The sequence below is a fragment of the Sneathiella sp. HT1-7 genome (assembly GCF_020731145.1).
GTDB lineage: Bacteria > Pseudomonadota > Alphaproteobacteria > Sneathiellales > Sneathiellaceae > Sneathiella.
The window spans coordinates 166,664-183,366 of sequence record NZ_JAJFZN010000004.1; the positions used below are offsets into that span (position 1 = coordinate 166,664).

Sequence of the window (16,703 nt, forward strand, 5' to 3'; positions counted from 1 at the left end):
TTATATTGTTTTAAAATCAGTTGGCGAATAATGTTTAACAAATCGACGGACCCTTCTGAAGACGAAGACAAGAAGCCGGTTCTGGTAGAGCCCGCCCCGAAGGTCAGCGCATTGGCGCGGCTTCGCACTTATTTCCTGACCGGGATTGTTGTGACTGCACCAATTGCGATCACGATTTACCTGACTTATGTCTTTGTCTCCTTTGTCGATGCCAATATCACCCCACTGATACCGGCACGGTATAACCCGGAGACATATCTGCCATTCAGTGTGCCGGGCCTTGGCGTTATAATCGCCGCCTTTGCCCTGATCATGATCGGTTTCCTGACCGCAAACTATCTCGGCCGCGCCTTTCTGACATTTGGCGAACGTATTGTCGGCCGTATGCCAGTGGTCCGTTCTATCTATCATGCACTCAAACAGATAATGGAGACCGTCCTTGCGCAATCGAGTTCCTCCTTCCGGGAAGTTGTGCTCCTTGAGTATCCTCGTAAGGGTGTCTGGGCATTGGCCTTTGTGACCAGTACCGCAGAAGGGGAAGTCGACGGATTGCAAGATGACGATATGATCAGCATCTTCCTCCCAACAACCCCCAATCCGACGTCCGGTTTTCTGCTGTTCGTGCCCAAGAAGGATCTCAAATATCTCAAAATGTCGGTTGAGGAGGGGGTTAAACTCGTTATTTCCGCCGGCATGATCTGGCCCGAACCACCGCAGCCTGACGAAACCGGTAAGGATGAAAAGAAGAAGTTACCGCCGCAATCACCGGACAGAAAATCTCCCCCCTCGTCAGCCTGATAGATATCGTATCGCGCTATCCCGCTCGAAAAGATAGAGCAATGTTCTAAGTGCGGCCCCACGCTCACTGGCAAGCTTCTGGTCTTTTTCAAGGATCAGGCGCGCGTCATCCCTGGCTATATTCAACAAACGGGAATGGGCATGCAGGTCGGCAATTTTAAACTCCGGCAGACCACTTTGCCGGGTGCCGAGCAGTTCTCCTGCACCGCGCAACCGCAAATCTTCCTCCGCAATACGAAAGCCATCCTCTGTATCGCGCAAGATACCGAGGCGCGCTTTTTGCGTCTCGCTAAGCGGTGCCGCATATAGCAACAGGCAGGTTCCTTCCAGCCCGCCACGCCCGACACGTCCGCGTAGCTGATGCAACTGGGCAAGACCAAAACGCTCCGCATGCTCAATAATCATCACCGTCGCCTCGGGTACATCAACGCCCACCTCAATCACTGTGGTGGCGACAAGGATCTTGATCTCCCCGGCCATGAACCGACGCATGCAGGCCTCTTTCTCATCCGCCTTCAACCGACCATGAATTAACCCGACCCCATCGCCATAGAGATGCTGCAAATAGGTAAATCGTTCCTCCGCCGCGGCAACATCGAGAACCTGCGATTCTTCCACCAGTGGACACACCCAGTATATTCGTTCTCCAGCGGCAAGTTTGCGCTCCAATCCCGCTGCAACGGCATCAAGACGCGCCAGATCAATCGCGCGGGTATCGACAGGTTTTCGGCCCGGCGGTTTCTCCGCGATGATAGATACATCCATATCTCCATAGGCGGTGAGAGCAAGGGTACGGGGAATTGGTGTCGCCGTCATCACCAGCACATCGACGCCCCCTTTGCCATCACGGCCTTTAGCGCTCAAGGCGAGCCGCTGATGGACACCAAAACGGTGCTGCTCATCGATGATGGCAAGGCCCAGATCGTGAAATTTCACATCTTCCTGAAAAAGGGCATGAGTGCCGACCACCAGATCGACTGATCCGCATTCGAGTTTTTCAAGTATTTCTGCGCGTTTTTTGCCCTTAAGCCGTCCGGTAATCAGCAGGCATTTAAGGCCTACCTCAGCTGCAAGCAGCTCAATCGCATTAAAATGCTGGTGTGCGAGGATTTCTGTCGGCGCCATAATGGTGGCCTGCGCCCCGGCCTCGACTGCCTGCGCCATGGCAAGCAGGGCAACTACCGTCTTGCCGCTACCCACATCCCCTTGCAGGAGGCGCAACATTCTATGCGGTCCCGCCATATCGTCTTCAATCTCTTTTAGAGCGCCATCCTGTGCCGTCGTAAGTTTAAAGGGCAGGGCGGTCCGGATCTTCCCACGTATATCGCCGTCGCCAACCAGAGAACGGCCTGGTTTTCGCTTCATACTGCGGCGAACCAGCTCCAACGCAAGCTGATTAGATAGTAATTCATCATAGGCAAGACGCGAGCGGGCCGAGGTGTTGCGATCAAAATCCTCCTCCCTTGTAGGGGAATGCGCCTCGACGAGGCTTTCCTTCCAACTTTTCCATTCTTCACGTGCCATCAGACTGGCATCATTCCATTCGGGGAGGTCTGGCAACATGGCGAGAAATTGCCGGGCGGCCTTCAGAAAAGTCGCGTTCGTGACTCCCGCCGTCAGCGGATAGACGGCCTCAAATGTCGGGATCGTCTCCGCCTTTTCCTTCGTTGTGACATAATCTGGATGGGTGATCTGATAGGCGCCCCCATATTCCTCCAACTTGCCGCTGACGATCCGCTCCTGCCCTTCGGGGAGTTGCTGACGCAAGTAGCTCTCGCGCCCATTGAAGTAGGTGAGGGTGAGGGGCGAATCGCCCGTCTGACACTGTATCCTGTAGGGAACGCGACGATTACGGGACGGCTGATGATGCTCTATCCTCAAGGTGACTATCACATTTTGGTCGATGAGGTCGGACGTCAAACTCGTCACCTGTTGCCGCGTGACAAGTCCCGACGGCAAATGCCAAGCGAGATCGATAATGTTCGGACCGGCCAATTTCTCTATCAGCGCGGTCAGCCGGGGCCCAATACCGGTAAGCTTGCTGACGGGAGAAAAAAGTTGAAACAGGATTTCTGGGCGCACCGGCTTCCCTCATAATTTATTTCCGGCTATTGTGCTGCGTGACGGCATATCAGGTCAATGGCGCATCCCCATATATCGTCATTCGATGTCACTTCCTGCTGACAGGGCGAACAAGACAGGCTATATCCAAGCCCTATAAAAAATGAGCATGTGACCATGACTGAAGACATCACCATTCGCCGCAAACGGCTTATCCATCGTTCCCTTTATACCGGCATGAAGGAGACGGACCTGCTGCTCGGAGGTTTTGCCCGCAAGTATCTCGCGGATTTTTCGAGCGATGACCTCGATATCTATGAGGCTTTACTTGAAGCGGGGGATCCGAACATTTACGTCTGGGCCGTCGGGCGAGAAGAGGTTCCGCCGGAGTATCAAACCAATGTCATGGCGCTCCTTCAGGAATTCACCCAATTCGAGCAACGCAGCAAAGACTAAGCCTGGATGAGTGATACTAAAGTCAAGCACCTTCGCACCCAGATATTGGAGTTGTCACAGGGCAGCCATACATTTCGCCTAGAATCTGTGCCGGAAGGATACGACGCTTATCTTCTGGGGGAACTGCTGCGCGAAAGTGAGCACGACCTTCTTTTCGTGCTGCGTGATGATCTCCGCATGGCGGCGAGTGAGGTGACGCTCGCTTTTTTCCGACCCGACATAGAAGTCATCAGCTTTCCCGCCTGGGATTGCCTGCCCTATGACCGCGTATCGCCGCATGCCGAAATTGTCGCCCATCGGATGACCAGCCTTGGCCGAATGACCGAACAATCCGACCGGCCTCGTATTTTCCTCACCACATTGAACGCGGTGACCCAACGGGTGCCGCCAGTGGAGATGGTGAAAAACAGCCGGCTCAGCATTCGGGTTGGCGACAAAATAAACGGACCGGAACTTACTGCCTATCTGGTGGCAAATGGCTATTCCCGGATCGGAACGGTGATGGAACCGGGCGAATTTGCCGTACGCGGTGGCCTGATAGATATTTACCCGCCGGGTGCGGAAAACCCGGTTCGGTTGGATCTTTTCGGCGATCATGTCGATGGCATTCGCGAGTTCGATGCACTCACCCAACGTTCAACCGGAAAAATTGACAAACTCGAGTTTACCGCCGCGTCGGAATTCCTGCTCAACGACAGTTCCGTGCCGCTGTTCCGCTCCCGCTACCGGGAAGAATTCGGTGCGGTCACACAGGATGATCCGCTTTATGAGGCGGTGAGCGAAAAACGCCGCCACGCCGGGATGGAGCATTGGCTGCCACTTTATCATGAGAAAATGGCGACGGTTTTTGATTATCTTCCCAATGCTGTCCTTTTTCTCGATCATATGCTGGAGGAGGCACTTTCAGCACGTCATGACACCGTTATAGATTACTACCAGAGCCGGAAGGAGGCCGCGCCCTCAGGCAGCGCTGATTATAAACCGCTTCCCCCGCAATATCTTTATCTCGATCCTGAAGAATGGCATCAGCACATCGCCAGCCGCGCAGTCGGTCAGTTCTCACCCTTTAAAAGCGGTACAGAAGATGCTGTGACTTTGGATGCGGAAGGGAAGGCCGGTCGCGACTTCGCGCCGGAACGTGCGCGGCATGAAGCAAATATTTATGATTATCTCAAATCCCATGTTGTCGCGGCACTAGATGATAAAAAGCAGGTCATTCTCGCCTATTTCACCACTGGTTCCCGCGCGAGAAACAAGACCGTACTCGCCGACCACGGGATCGAACCAGTTCGCGAAATCAATAATTTTCGGGATGTTTCCGGGCCGAATATTCCCAATCTCGCTATTCTACCGCTCGAAAAGGGGTTTGAAACCCCGGATTTCATCGTCATCGGCGAACAGGATGTGCTCGGCGATCGCTTGGTGCGACCGCGTAAGTCTTCCAAACGGCATGAAAATTTTATCGCTGAAGCCTCGCAGCTTTCTCCCGGTGACTATGTCGTTCATGTCGATCACGGAATTGCACAGTATGAGGGGCTGACGACAATTGAAATTTCCGCCGCACCACATGACTGCGTAACGCTGCTCTATGCGGGTGGCGATAAGATCTATCTGCCCGTCGAAAATATCGAGATGCTCTCCCGTTATGGTGGGAGCGATATGGCGGCGGTACTCGACAAGCTTGGTGGCTCCGGATGGCAGGCCCGCAAGGCGAAACTGAAAAAACGCGTGATGGAGATGGCCGATCAGTTGATCGGGATCGCTGCCGCCCGTCAACTTCGAAAGGCGGATCGCCTGTCGCCGCCGGACGGGCTTTATGCAGAATTCTGCGCCGAATTCCCGTTTGAGGAGACGGAGGATCAGCTCAAGGCTATCGAGGACACGCTCACCGATATGGCGAGCGGTCGACCGATGGACCGCCTGATCTGCGGCGATGTCGGTTTCGGCAAGACGGAGGTGGCCCTTCGCGCCGCCTTCACCGCCGCTATGGCAGGGCAACAGGTCGCCATCGTCACCCCGACAACGCTGTTAGCCCGACAACATTATAAGGGCTTTACGGCGCGGTTCGCGGACTTGCCCGTCCGGGTCGCGCAGCTTTCGCGCATGGTGACAACGAAAGAGGCAAACCAGACAAAGGCGGAACTCGCCAGCGGACAGGTCGACATCGTCATCGGCACCCATGCTCTCCTTGCAAAAACCATTAAATTCAATAACCTGGGACTTGTTATTGTCGATGAGGAGCAACATTTCGGCGTTGGCCATAAGGAGCGGTTGAAGGAGCTGCGGGCCGATGTCCATGTGCTGACGCTAACGGCAACGCCGATCCCGCGTACCCTCCAACAGGCCATGACGGGCATTCGCGATCTCTCTATCATTGCAACGCCGCCGGTCGACCGCCTTGCCATCCGCACCTTTGTCCTGCCGTTCGACCCGGTGGTACTGCGCGAAGCGCTCCTGCGAGAGCATTACCGCGGCGGGCAAAGCTTTATTGTCTGCCCACGTCTGAAAGACCTGCCTGACGTGGGCGAGTTTCTGAGGAACCATGTGCCGGAAGTGAAATATGTCACAGCCCATGGCCAGCTTCCCGCCAAAGAACTCGATAGTGTGATGAATGCCTTCTATGACGGCGCCTATGACGTTCTGGTGGCGACGAATATCGTCGAATCTGGTCTTGATATTCCGTCCGCCAACACACTGATTACCTATCGCGCCGATATGTTTGGATTGGCCCAGCTTTATCAGATCAGGGGGCGGATAGGGCGTTCCAAGACGCGTGCCTATGCGTATCTGACGCTCCCACCGCGCAAACGGCTCTCTGATGCCGCAGAGAAACGCCTCCGTGTCCTGCAATCACTCGATACATTGGGGGCAGGCTTTACGCTTGCGAGCCATGATCTTGATATACGCGGGGCAGGGAACCTTCTTGGCGATGAACAATCAGGCCATATCAAGGAGGTCGGGTTTGAGCTGTATCAGGAAATGCTGGAAGAGGCGGTTGCAAATGCCCGAGAGACAGAACTCGGCCATACGGGTGAGACAGAGGATAAATGGTCGCCGAGCATCAATATCGGCACCTCTGTCCTGATACCGGAACATTATGTCGCCGATCTTTCTCTCCGTATGGAGCTGTATCGACGGATCGCGGCGCAGGAAACGGCAGCAGAAATCGATGCTTTCGCCATCGAACTGGTGGATCGTTTCGGGCCGCTACCTGATGAGGTTTCCCATTTGATCGAGGTGATGACGATCAAGCATTTCTGCCGGGCGACGAATATCGAAAAGATCGAGGCAGGCCCAAAAGGCGCGGTGCTGACATTTCGCGAAAACAAGTTCGACAACCCGGGCGGGCTGGTAGAGTTTATCTCCCGCGCGCCCGGCTCAACGAAGCTGCGCGGTGATCACAAGCTGGTGCACAGCCGCAGCTGGCAGCATCCGGAGGATCGATTAAAAGGAGTTCTCTGGCTGGCGCAAAATCTCGCGAAGATCGCCAAAGCCACCAACTGAGTTATTCAGGCGCATCCGAAGAGTTTTCGGCTTCATCTGCGATTTTGTCAAACGCGGCGAGAAAGGCCGCAGGATCCTGAGCCCCCGAGACAGCATATTTGTCATTTAGGATAAAGAAGGGGACACCAGACACACCCATCTGGCGGGCTCGCATATCCTCTTGACTTACCAACTCACGATCAGCGCCATTTTCAAGCAGCTCCGCGACCAATGTCTTGTCCATGCCGGCCTCTTCCGCGGCGTCAATCAAAACAGCATGGTCCCCGATGTCTTCGCCATCGATAAAAAATCGGCGGAACAGAATTTCAACAAGCGCATCCTGACATCCGGCAGAACTCGCCCAGCGGATCAACCGATGCGAGTCGAGCGTGTTCGGGCTTCGTTCAATTTTTGAAAAATTAAAAGGAATATCAACATCTTGTCCCGCGACCTTTATGTTTTCATAAAGCTCCTTTGCACGTTCGGGGCTTCCAAATTTTCGGGCGGTGAATTCTTTCCGGTCCGCACCACCTTCGGGCATGTCGGGATGGAGCTGAAAGGGGTGCCAATTGATCTCCGCCTCAAGATCGGGACGTGCAGCAAGGGCGGCTTCTAGTTTCCGTTTGCCGATAAAACACCAAGGGCACACGGTATCGGAGACAATATCTATTTTCATACCCTGACTATAGGGCGACCGATAGGTCCATTCAAGGGGCAATTGGAACGATCGGTCCAATATGTGGATATTACGCGGCTTTTTCCTCGCTTAGGCCCGCGGACAATCCACGCTCAACGACATCTTCTATATTGTCGTTGGGCATAACTTCTGCAAGCCCAACACGCGTTTCCACGCGGATCGGATTCGTGAGCTGCGGGAGCGCAAATTCAGTCGCACGCAGCACTCCTTCCACTCGCTTGAGGGCGATAAGGGCCTCTACCTTCCGGGTACCGGGAAGGGCAACCAAGAAATGTCCGGGTCGGAGATGACTACAAAAGTCCTCTCCCCTGACAAGATTGGAAAGGGCCGATCCGATCTGCCGAAGAAGCTGATCCGCGGAAGGATATCCATGCTGCTCCCTTACGCCATCAAGGTTCTCAATCATGATGGTCGCCACGCTCAGGACTTTGTGCTGAGCCGCATGATCCTGAAACATAACAGGCAGATGCGTCCGCATAAAACCACTGGAATAGAGGTCTGTCGGGCCATCCGCGACGGGATGTGGCTTGGCGACCCTGAATAATTTCTGGATGGCAAACCGATACCGATATTGTTGTATTTGCAGAGCGACCCTGTTAATCAACGCATCCATTTCCGTCTCATGAAGGATAACGTCTGACACGCCGTGAACAAAGGCGGCGCGGCGGTTCTCTGCTTCCTCCAGAACCATCAATACAGGCAGGTTATAAAGCTTTGTGTCCGCCCGAATATCATTGCACAGCCGGAGATTACTATCCCCATGACCAACACCGGAGAGGATAACGGCGTCAAAATTCTTTGACCGGAGATCCTCAATCGCCATTTCCGGATTTTTACAGATATGGATATTGGTTCGCGTATCGAGCCGCAGGAGAATATTACCCAACACAACCGTTTTGTTGCCGACGATCAGGATGTTGGCCTCTCCGATATCCGTTTCAGGGGCAGTAACGGTCGATAGATCAACGCCATAACTTTCAGTGATCGCAAAACGCCGCGCAAGTTCCTGCTCCATCGTTTCCAGCCGCACAAGAGAGGCCACACGTTTGATCAATTCAAGATCGCAAAAGCCCGGAGAGATGGTCTGTATCCGGCATTTAAAGTCCGCAGGTCCAATCAATAAGGTAGGAAAAGAGTTTTCGACCGCCATTTTGGCAATATCCCTCACATTCACGTTGGCGGCATTGTTTTCACCATCGATCAGAATAAGGTCAAACGATTGATCTCCAAATTCCTGCTCAAACATCTCCAAAAATGACAGACGTGTAATGCGGTACCCTGCCTCAATCAGGCAGGGTTCTATGTTATTTGCCGAGCTGTCTGAGACAACCAGAAGATTTGCGGCGTAACGCATACTCATTTTCTCCAAAAAATACGAGCGGACAGTTTGACACGAAATTTCTTAAAATAACGTGAGTTTCCCCCAAATTCCGCCAACCCCGCCGGATGCACCGCCAGATAAGCAAATGGAACCTTGATTTTGCGCTTGGGACGGGAAATCATATGGTTGGGGGAAACAAAAAGAACAAATGCAAATCAGGAGATATTTTGTATGACATCGCCGCATAATCTTGAAGGGAAGCACGCGCTTGTAACAGGCGCTTCGTCCGGCCTGGGCCGACAGTTTGCGCTAACGCTTGCACAGGCTGGCGCAAAAGTGACTGTTGCCGCCCGACGGACAGAGAGGCTGGAAGCGCTGGCGGCGGAAATTGCGGCGTTTGATGGGCGGGCATTGCCGGTGCGGATGGATGTGACCGATGTCGCGAGCATACAGGAGGCCATTCATGTTGCGGAAACAGAACTCGGCCCCCTAGATATTCTCGTAAATAATTCCGGTGTCAGCGCTCAGTGTCGGGCCGAAAATGTCACCGAGGAAGATTTTGATTATGTCATGGATACCAATGGGAAAGGGGCTTTCTTTGTCGCGCAGGCCGTTGGGCAAAGCATGATCCGTCATGGTCAGGGTGGCAAGATCATCAACATCGCCTCGGTCGCCGCCTCAAGAGTGCTCAAACAGAGCGTCACCTATTGTATGTCTAAGGCGGCGGTGGCCCATATGACCCGCGCGCTTGCCGATGAATGGGGCCGATATAAAATCCAGGTCAATTGCCTGAACCCGGGTTATATTGTGACGGAACTTAACCGCGATTATTGGGAAACAGAGTCGGGCAAGCGCCTCACTTCCAAGCTGCCGGGACGCCGGGTCGGCAATCCGGCCGACCTTGACGGGGCGCTATTGCTGCTTGCCGGGGCCGGTTCCGATTTTATGACAGGCTCTGTAATCGCTGTGGACGATGGCATGACCGCACAAGGCTTCTAGGAAGACTGTATGACGGAATTCAGCGGAATAATCGCCGGAGGAGGGCTGGTCGGATTGACCCTTGCGCTTGCCCTTCATCAAAAGGGAATAAAGGCGCGCGTTTTTGAGGCTGTAAAAGAAATCAAACCTTTAGGGGTCGGAGTTAATCTCCTGCCTCACTCCGTTCAGAATCTCGTAAATCTGGGGCTGCTGGACGAGATCGAGAAAGTTGCCATCAAAACATCAAGCCTCGCCTATTATACGCAGGACGGAAAAACCATCTGGCGCGAAGCTCGCGGGCTGAATGCGGGCTATGACGTCCCGCAATTCTCCATTCATCGCGGCGATTTTCATATGATTCTGCTTAACGCAGTACGGGAACGTCTGGGCCCAGAAAATGTCATCACGGGACATCACTTTACTCATTTCGAGCAGGACGGGGAGGGTGTCACCGCCCATTTCACCGACCGCCATACGAGAGACGAGGTCGGCTGTGCCCAAGGTGATTTCCTCGTCGGCGCGGACGGCATCAATTCCCGTTTGCGCGAGATATTCTATCCCAATGAGGGCCCGCCAAAATATTCCGGGCAGATGCTCTGGCGCGGCGTGACGGAGATGGAACCCTTTCTCGACGGGCGCTCCATGTTCATGGCCGGACATAATGATCTCAAGCTGGTGGCCTATCCGATCCGCGCGGAAAGTGCCACACGCGGCAAATCCTATATCAACTGGATCGCGGAACGGCTTATCCCCTCCGATCTGGCCGCACGCGCCGCAGACTGGAACGAGAGAGGCCGGCTTGAAGACTTCAAACCTTATTTCGCGGACTGGAATCTCGGCTGGCTGGATATCGACAAGCTGTTTGAGAACGCCCTTTCGATCCATAAATTTCCGATGGTTGACCGCGACCCGCTCCCTAAATGGTCCTTTGGCCGGGTGACCCTGATGGGGGATGCCGCCCACGCCATGTATCCAAACGGCTCCAATGGCGTCTCTCAGGGGGTGCTGGATGCAATGACGTTCGCCGACTTGCTCGCGAAGGCATCAGACGTAGAAACGGCGCTCACCGCCTATGAAGAGGCGCGGCGGGAGGCAACCGCGAAAATCTCCCTCGCCAATCGCCAAACAGGACCGGAATTGGTCATGCAGATGGTCAAGGATCAATGTCCGGGCAGTTGCGGGGCGACCCATAGCTGCATTCCAAAGGAAATACTGGAAGAAGTTGCAACCGCCTATAAAAAGCTCGCAGGATTTGACAAGCAAACCCTGAAAGCCACGAAGTAGCGTTTACATCCCGTTCTTGTAGAGCTTTAGGTTCTGTACCTTCTCACGGACCGGCTGTATCGCTTGTGCTGTTTCAATCAGAAATTCCAGTCCGTAGTTGAGACGCGCGGTAAGGATCTCATCCAACGCACTCGGCGGAGTGCTCATAAACAATCCCTCCACCTGACGGAGGATCATGTGATCAGGCATCCACCAGAGGAAATTGTTCTTGTAACCACTCATGCGAAGCTCAGCGACAGGGTAGGCACCGCCCATGCCCGAGCTCACCCCGATGAGTTGCGCGGGTTTATGAGCCAATTCCCCGCCATCACACATAAGGAGAAAATTCTTGAGGTGCGGCGGCACCATGCCCGCCCATTCCGGACTGATGACGACAAATCCATGGCATGATTTCAGGCGGTCAGAAATAGGCTTCCAGAACGCCTTGAGATCGCTACCACTTTCCCATTTTTCCTCACTCCAGAGCGGAATATCAAGATCGCGCAGCGAAAAATACTCAACTTCTATATTTGCATTAAAATTATCAACCAGAGAATTGATATATTTACCAATTCTTCCAGATTCTGATTTCTTTCGGATGCTGCCGACAATGATACCTATTTTTACTTCCGACATAAGTTATCATTCCTTAAAACATCTGGTATTGCATTTCATCATTTTCCCACCGGAGGGTCACCTTGGGCCGAAGGGCACGAGCCAGTTCCAAAGCTCCCGTCCAATATAAATGTTACAATGCAAAGTTTTTACCGGCAATAGATGATCCTCAACCGAGAGTAAACCGCGCGCCTAATCCGAACTGGAGAAAAGACCGCGTGTCCGGTTTGCAAAAGCGACGAGGGATAGCATCACCGGCACTTCCACCAGAACCCCGACGACGGTCGCAAGCGCCGCACCGGAATTCAAGCCGAAAAGACTGATGGCCACGGCAACGGCAAGTTCAAAGAAATTCGACGTTCCGATGAGAGCGCAAGGCGCTGCGACATTAAACGGAACACGCCACACCCAGGCGGCACCATAGGCGAGGGCGAAAATGCCATAGGATTGAATGACCAGTGGCACCGCAATTAACAGGATCAGGAGGGGCCGCTCCAATATAACCTGCCCTTGGAACCCAAACAATAGAACCACCGTCGCCAACAATCCTAAAACCGAAAATGGTTTCACCTTTGCCGTAAACTGATCAACCCGCGTCGAGGCCGTGGGAGACGATTTCGATCCGGTCAACAGATGTCGCGTGATAGCCCCTGCAAGTAGCGGGATCACCACATAGAGCGCGACGGAAAGGATCAACGTCTGCCAAGGCACAACGATATCGGTAATGCCGAGCAAAAAGGCGACTATCGGCGCAAAAGCAAAAATCATGATCACATCATTAACGGAGACCTGCACAAGAGTGTAGGTCGCATCGCCCTTTGTGAGTTGGGACCAAACGAACACCATGGCCGTGCAGGGCGCCGCACCGAGAAGGATCAGGCCCGCAATATAGCCCTGCGCATCTTCTGGTGCGATCAAGTCTGCAAATACATACTCAAAAAAAAGCACACCAAGCGCCGCCATGGTGAAAGGCTTGATCAGCCAGTTGACCACTATCGTCAGGATTAATCCTTTAGGACGGTCGCCAATATGTTTCAGGCTGGCGAAATCCACTCCGACCATCATCGGATAGACCATAGCCCAGATCAGGACGGCAACGACAAAGTTGACGGACGCATATTCAAACAAGGCAATGGTCTCAAACAGGGCCGGGAACAGGTTCCCCAAAAGCAGACCGGAAATTATACAGAGAGCAACCCAAATGGAGAGCCATTTTTCAAAAAACCCGATGCTAGCTTCTACCGTTTTGTCCTTGCTGAGGTGTTCTTCTAAATTTTCTTGGGACAAGTATTACTTCCTTAAAATAATAGGTTGGGAACTATAACTTAAGAATCCACTTTATCGGTCTGCGTTCCAATCACATCAAGATGTTTCTGTAGAGACAACCGGTCAAGACTTGCAATCGGCAGGCTAGTGAAGATCGATATTCTGTTGTTTAGCATCCGGTAAGTGTCCATAAGGGCGAGGTTAATCTCCGCCTCGGTTCCATTGGCCGCCTTTGGATCGGGCACCCCCCAATGGGCCGACATCGGCTGACCCGGCCAGACAGGGCAAACCTCTCCAGCTGCGTTATCACAAACTGTAAAGACGAAATCCATTTCCGGCGCATCAAGACCTGCAAATTCATCCCAGGATTTTGATCTCGCAATGCCCGTATCGTGGTTGAGCTGTTTCAACAGCGCAATTGTACGGGGATTCACTCGTCCCTTCGGCGTGGAGCCCGCCGAGAATGCCTTGAATTTTCCCTGTCCGATCCGGTTCATAATGGCTTCCGCGATTATGGACCGTGTAGAATTGCCGGTGCAGAGAAACAAAACGTTGTAAACCGCTTCAGTCATTATAATCACCTAATGTTATGAACAGCTTATTTCATCAAATACACCTTCACAGATTTCCGGCCGCCCGTTACAGCAGTCATCCATCAGAAAGGAAAGCAATCCGCGCATGGCATCATAATCCGCAAAATACCGGACCGTTCTGCCCTGACGTTCATTCTTGATCAATCCGGCATTCATCAGGATCGACAGGTTCGTCGACATTGTGTTCTGCCGAACATTAAGGCTTTCACCGATTTCACCCGCGAGCATCCCTTCGAACCCCGCCTTGACGAGCAGGCGGAAGACATCAAGCCGTGTTTTCTGGCTTAAAGCCGCGAGGGCGCGTAATGTAGTATTTTCATCCATATATCTTGAATACTAGATATTTTTTATTCGCGCAAGGTAATTTTTGTTACATTTCTGGGTAACCAGAATTCGATTGCATTTCAGTTAGCCACTTTGCAAAATTTCCAGCAACTCTATATTGAATTATAGGGCAAATAAATTCTGTGATAGGGATAGAGCCATGGTGGACAACGACGATATCAAGACGGGCTTTGCATCACCTCCCTGCTATGCGCATGAGCTTGAGCTATATGACAACGGATATATGGGTATTGATACGCAGGCGGCCCTTGATGTCGCGCGCTGGCGCAAGGCCAAGCGCGAAGAACTGATTGCCGCCCGTTTAAAATTTTCCGTAAAAGACCGCCGCGCATTGGCTGAGGACATTACCGAAGAACTAGAAAGGATTATTTCCCCAAAAGCCGGCATGATCATCAGTCTGTACTGGCCGATGAAGGCGGAGTTTGACCTACGCGGCCAAATGAAGAAATGGGTGGAGCAGGGGGTCCGCATCGCCCTTCCCGTTGTAACAGTCAAGGCGCAGCCGATGATTTTCCGCGAATGGACGCCGGACGCTGAGATGGAGCCCGGAATCTGGCAAATCCCGACCCCTGTCAATACAGACGAGGTGACACCTCATGTGGTTATTGCGCCGCTGGTGGGGTTCGATAAGGACTGTTACCGGCTCGGTTATGGCGGCGGATATTTCGACCGGACCTTGGCGGCGCTAAAGCCGCGCCCTAGGGTGATCGGCATCGGTTACCCGGACAGCCAGCTATCTAGCATATTCCCTCAGCCATATGATATCCCGATGGATATGATTGTGACAGGGCGGGGCGAAGTGATGAGCTGCGAACACTAAGCTGAAGTACCATTGGGCCAAGCACCCGGCACTGACGTTGCCAGCCAATGAGTCAGGGCGGCATTGACCTGCCTTGGTTTTTCCTGCGCCATCCAGTGACCGCATTTGATATTCCGGATGGTGAGGTCGCTGCAATATTTCTTCATTGGCTCCGTCAAGGGCGAGCGGACGCATTCACATGTATAGTCATATTCCGCGAGGAGGAAGAGCGTCGGCAAATCGATATACCCCTCGTTCAATGCCGTCGCGGCATAGTCGGCGTTTGCCACATTATTCATATAGTAAGAATCAGGACCGAAAAAACCATTACGAACAAGGCCTTCTGCATAGATCTTGAGTTCCTCTTCGCTCAATACATCGTCATCGCGCGGGAGGTCGGGTGCTTCCTCCGCACCGCCATACCATCCGCCTTGTTTTCTCACAAACGCGGTGAGGGAAGGTTTATCGGTAAATCCGGGTTTGCCTTTACGCAAAAGAGCCTTCATCGAGTTATAAGGATTGGCATCGAAGACAGCGCAGGCACGAGCAAAATTCTCTTCATAGAAACGGATATACTCCCATTGCCCTGCCGGAAATTCCTCCTCCGGATAGAGTTCCCGGTCAATCATGGGAAGGATGGCATCCCAGCCCCTCTCCAGGCATCCATAAGGAACGCATAGATTGGCAACCGCGTGGCATCTATCCGGATGATGGCTCGCAATATTCCATACCGTCGGGCTTCCCCAGTCATGGCCCACCCAGACCGCCTTTTCATGGCCGAGGTTATCCAGTAACTCAATCATATCCGTGACGACCTCTTCCTGCGCATAGGCGCCGTGCTCATCATAAATGCCGGAACGGCCATAGCCCCGCATATCCGGCGCGATTCCCCGGAACCCAAGGCTTGCCATTGCGGGCAGTTGATGCCGCCAACTCAACGATAATTCCGGCCAGCCATGTACAAAAATGATAAGGGGCCCATCCTCTGGTCCGGCAGAAAGGTAAAACGTCGTATGCCGTGCGGTCTTGATGGCGTTTTCGGTGATTGTCATGATATTCATGGATTTCCCCAAATAGTAAGCTCGACGCGAATATTAAGTCTGATCCTACCACCCGCGAGACACCACCTGTCAACGACCCTCTCTGCCCGACTTAGGATCCATGGCTTTTTCCCACCTTGACCGCACTCGGATGATGTGAAAAAGTCTTTGAAACATACTTAAAAATGACAATAAGGTGAGGGGTATCTATATGTGCGATTTTCCGAGGAAACCTTCACCTGGAATTACCTTCACTCGGCGCCACCTCCTGAAGGCTGGCGCCTTTGCGGCCATAACGCCTTTCAGTATGTCGCACGCCTTCGCGGCAGGGGACGTTCCCGCGGCCAACGCCATTCCGCCGTCACTCGCTTTATCACGACTTGTGGAAGGCAATATCCGATATGCAGAGAACAGGCCGAATGAGCGAGATTTCTCCGCGGGACGCGCCACGCGGGCAAAATCGCAATTCCCGATTGCCGCCATCCTGAGTTGCGCAGATTCACGCGTCGCACCGGAGCTTCTCTTCGATCAGAATCCAGGCGATCTTTTCGTCATGCGGGTTGCGGGGAACGTCATGAGCACCAACTTGCTGGCCTCCCTTGAATATGGCGTCAAGTTTCTGGGCACACCGTTGGTTATGGTGCTCGGGCATTCCAATTGTGGGGCGGTCAGCGCCGCAATTAACGTCCTCAGGGATAATGCGGAGCTTCCGGGCCATTTACCAGAATTGATCTCGTCTATCAAACCGGCGGTTGCCGAAGCCAAAACAAAAAAACCGGATGACCTGCTGAAAAGTGCCATTGCGGAAAATGTCCGGATGCAGGTGGCCCAACTTAAAAAATCAACACCTATTGTCGACAGATACTACGCGGACCGGAAAATCGATATCGTCGGAGCCGTTTATGATCTAAAGACGGGACAAATTGGCCTTATCTAGTAATCGGCCGAATGCGCAGTTTCTGTTATTGAGGCCGAAGCTGATATAAAA

The 16,703-nt window shown here is 53.1% G+C and carries 15 protein-coding genes; 7 read left to right on the forward strand and 8 right to left on the reverse strand.

Annotated elements, in window-relative coordinates; translation table 11 throughout:
• The first annotated feature begins 30 nt into the window (after positions 1–30).
• Positions 31–798, forward strand: coding sequence for a DUF502 domain-containing protein (locus LKE13_RS14375; RefSeq protein WP_227952084.1), 768 nt, complete (start codon positions 31–33; stop codon positions 796–798).
• Here LKE13_RS14375 and recG read toward each other — a convergent pair.
• Positions 790–2,880, reverse strand: coding sequence for an ATP-dependent DNA helicase RecG (gene recG / locus LKE13_RS14380; protein WP_227952085.1), 2,091 nt, complete (start codon positions 2,878–2,880; stop codon positions 790–792). The two genes, LKE13_RS14375 and recG, sit on opposite strands and share 9 nt — an antisense overlap.
• Before the next feature lie 156 nt (positions 2,881–3,036).
• Here recG and LKE13_RS14385 point away from each other — a divergent pair, with 156 nt between their 5' ends.
• Positions 3,037–3,315: a succinate dehydrogenase assembly factor 2 gene (locus LKE13_RS14385; RefSeq protein ID WP_227952086.1), complete on the forward strand. Its 279-nt coding sequence runs from the start codon at positions 3,037–3,039 to the stop codon at positions 3,313–3,315.
• Positions 3,316–3,321: 6 nt separating this feature from the next.
• Complete coding sequence (mfd, locus tag LKE13_RS14390) at positions 3,322–6,819, forward strand: transcription-repair coupling factor (RefSeq protein ID WP_227952087.1); 3,498 nt, start codon at positions 3,322–3,324, stop codon at positions 6,817–6,819.
• Position 6,820: 1 nt separating this feature from the next.
• On the opposite strand, the gene LKE13_RS14395 is transcribed toward mfd, so the two are convergent.
• Together LKE13_RS14395 and LKE13_RS14400 are read right to left on the reverse strand one after the other, a co-directional pair.
• Complete coding sequence (locus LKE13_RS14395; protein WP_227952088.1) at positions 6,821–7,474, reverse strand: DsbA family oxidoreductase; 654 nt, start codon at positions 7,472–7,474, stop codon at positions 6,821–6,823.
• Positions 7,475–7,544: 70 nt separating this feature from the next.
• On the reverse strand, positions 7,545–8,849 hold the full coding sequence (locus LKE13_RS14400; RefSeq protein WP_227952089.1) for a diguanylate cyclase domain-containing protein: 1,305 nt from the start codon (positions 8,847–8,849) through the stop codon (positions 7,545–7,547).
• Between the two features lie 198 nt (positions 8,850–9,047).
• On the opposite strand from LKE13_RS14400, the gene LKE13_RS14405 reads away from it, so the two are divergent.
• Together LKE13_RS14405 and LKE13_RS14410 are read left to right on the forward strand one after the other, a co-directional pair.
• Entirely contained in the window at positions 9,048–9,815 is a 768-nt protein-coding gene (locus tag LKE13_RS14405; RefSeq protein ID WP_227952090.1) for a glucose 1-dehydrogenase, read from the forward strand.
• 9 nt (positions 9,816–9,824) lie between these two features.
• Positions 9,825–11,078 carry a flavin-dependent oxidoreductase gene (locus tag LKE13_RS14410; protein WP_227952091.1) on the forward strand — a complete coding sequence of 418 codons (1,254 nt, stop codon included), beginning with the start codon at positions 9,825–9,827 and terminating at the stop codon, positions 11,076–11,078.
• Positions 11,079–11,081: 3 nt separating this feature from the next.
• Here the strand turns inward: LKE13_RS14410 and LKE13_RS14415 are convergent, their stop codons facing one another.
• From LKE13_RS14415 to LKE13_RS14430, 4 genes are all read right to left on the reverse strand, one after another.
• Complete coding sequence (locus LKE13_RS14415; protein WP_227952092.1) at positions 11,082–11,693, reverse strand: NADPH-dependent FMN reductase; 612 nt, start codon at positions 11,691–11,693, stop codon at positions 11,082–11,084.
• 171 nt (positions 11,694–11,864) lie between these two features.
• On the reverse strand, positions 11,865–12,959 hold the full coding sequence (arsB, locus tag LKE13_RS14420; RefSeq protein ID WP_227952093.1) for an ACR3 family arsenite efflux transporter: 1,095 nt from the start codon (positions 12,957–12,959) through the stop codon (positions 11,865–11,867).
• Positions 12,960–12,997: 38 nt separating this feature from the next.
• On the reverse strand, positions 12,998–13,510 hold the full coding sequence (locus LKE13_RS14425) for an arsenate reductase ArsC (protein WP_227952094.1): 513 nt from the start codon (positions 13,508–13,510) through the stop codon (positions 12,998–13,000).
• Positions 13,511–13,525: 15 nt separating this feature from the next.
• Positions 13,526–13,855: an ArsR/SmtB family transcription factor gene (locus tag LKE13_RS14430; protein ID WP_227952095.1), complete on the reverse strand. Its 330-nt coding sequence runs from the start codon at positions 13,853–13,855 to the stop codon at positions 13,526–13,528.
• Between the two features lie 160 nt (positions 13,856–14,015).
• Between LKE13_RS14430 and LKE13_RS14435 the strand changes: the two genes are divergently transcribed.
• Positions 14,016–14,696: a 5-formyltetrahydrofolate cyclo-ligase gene (locus LKE13_RS14435; RefSeq protein WP_227952096.1), complete on the forward strand. Its 681-nt coding sequence runs from the start codon at positions 14,016–14,018 to the stop codon at positions 14,694–14,696.
• Here the strand turns inward: LKE13_RS14435 and LKE13_RS14440 are convergent.
• Complete coding sequence (locus LKE13_RS14440) at positions 14,693–15,736, reverse strand: alpha/beta fold hydrolase (RefSeq protein WP_227952097.1); 1,044 nt, start codon at positions 15,734–15,736, stop codon at positions 14,693–14,695. The genes LKE13_RS14435 and LKE13_RS14440 overlap by 4 nt on opposite strands.
• Before the next feature lie 190 nt (positions 15,737–15,926).
• On the opposite strand from LKE13_RS14440, the gene LKE13_RS14445 reads away from it, so the two are divergent.
• Positions 15,927–16,652: a carbonic anhydrase gene (locus LKE13_RS14445; RefSeq protein WP_227952098.1), complete on the forward strand. Its 726-nt coding sequence runs from the start codon at positions 15,927–15,929 to the stop codon at positions 16,650–16,652.
• Positions 16,653–16,703: the final 51 nt, after the last annotated feature.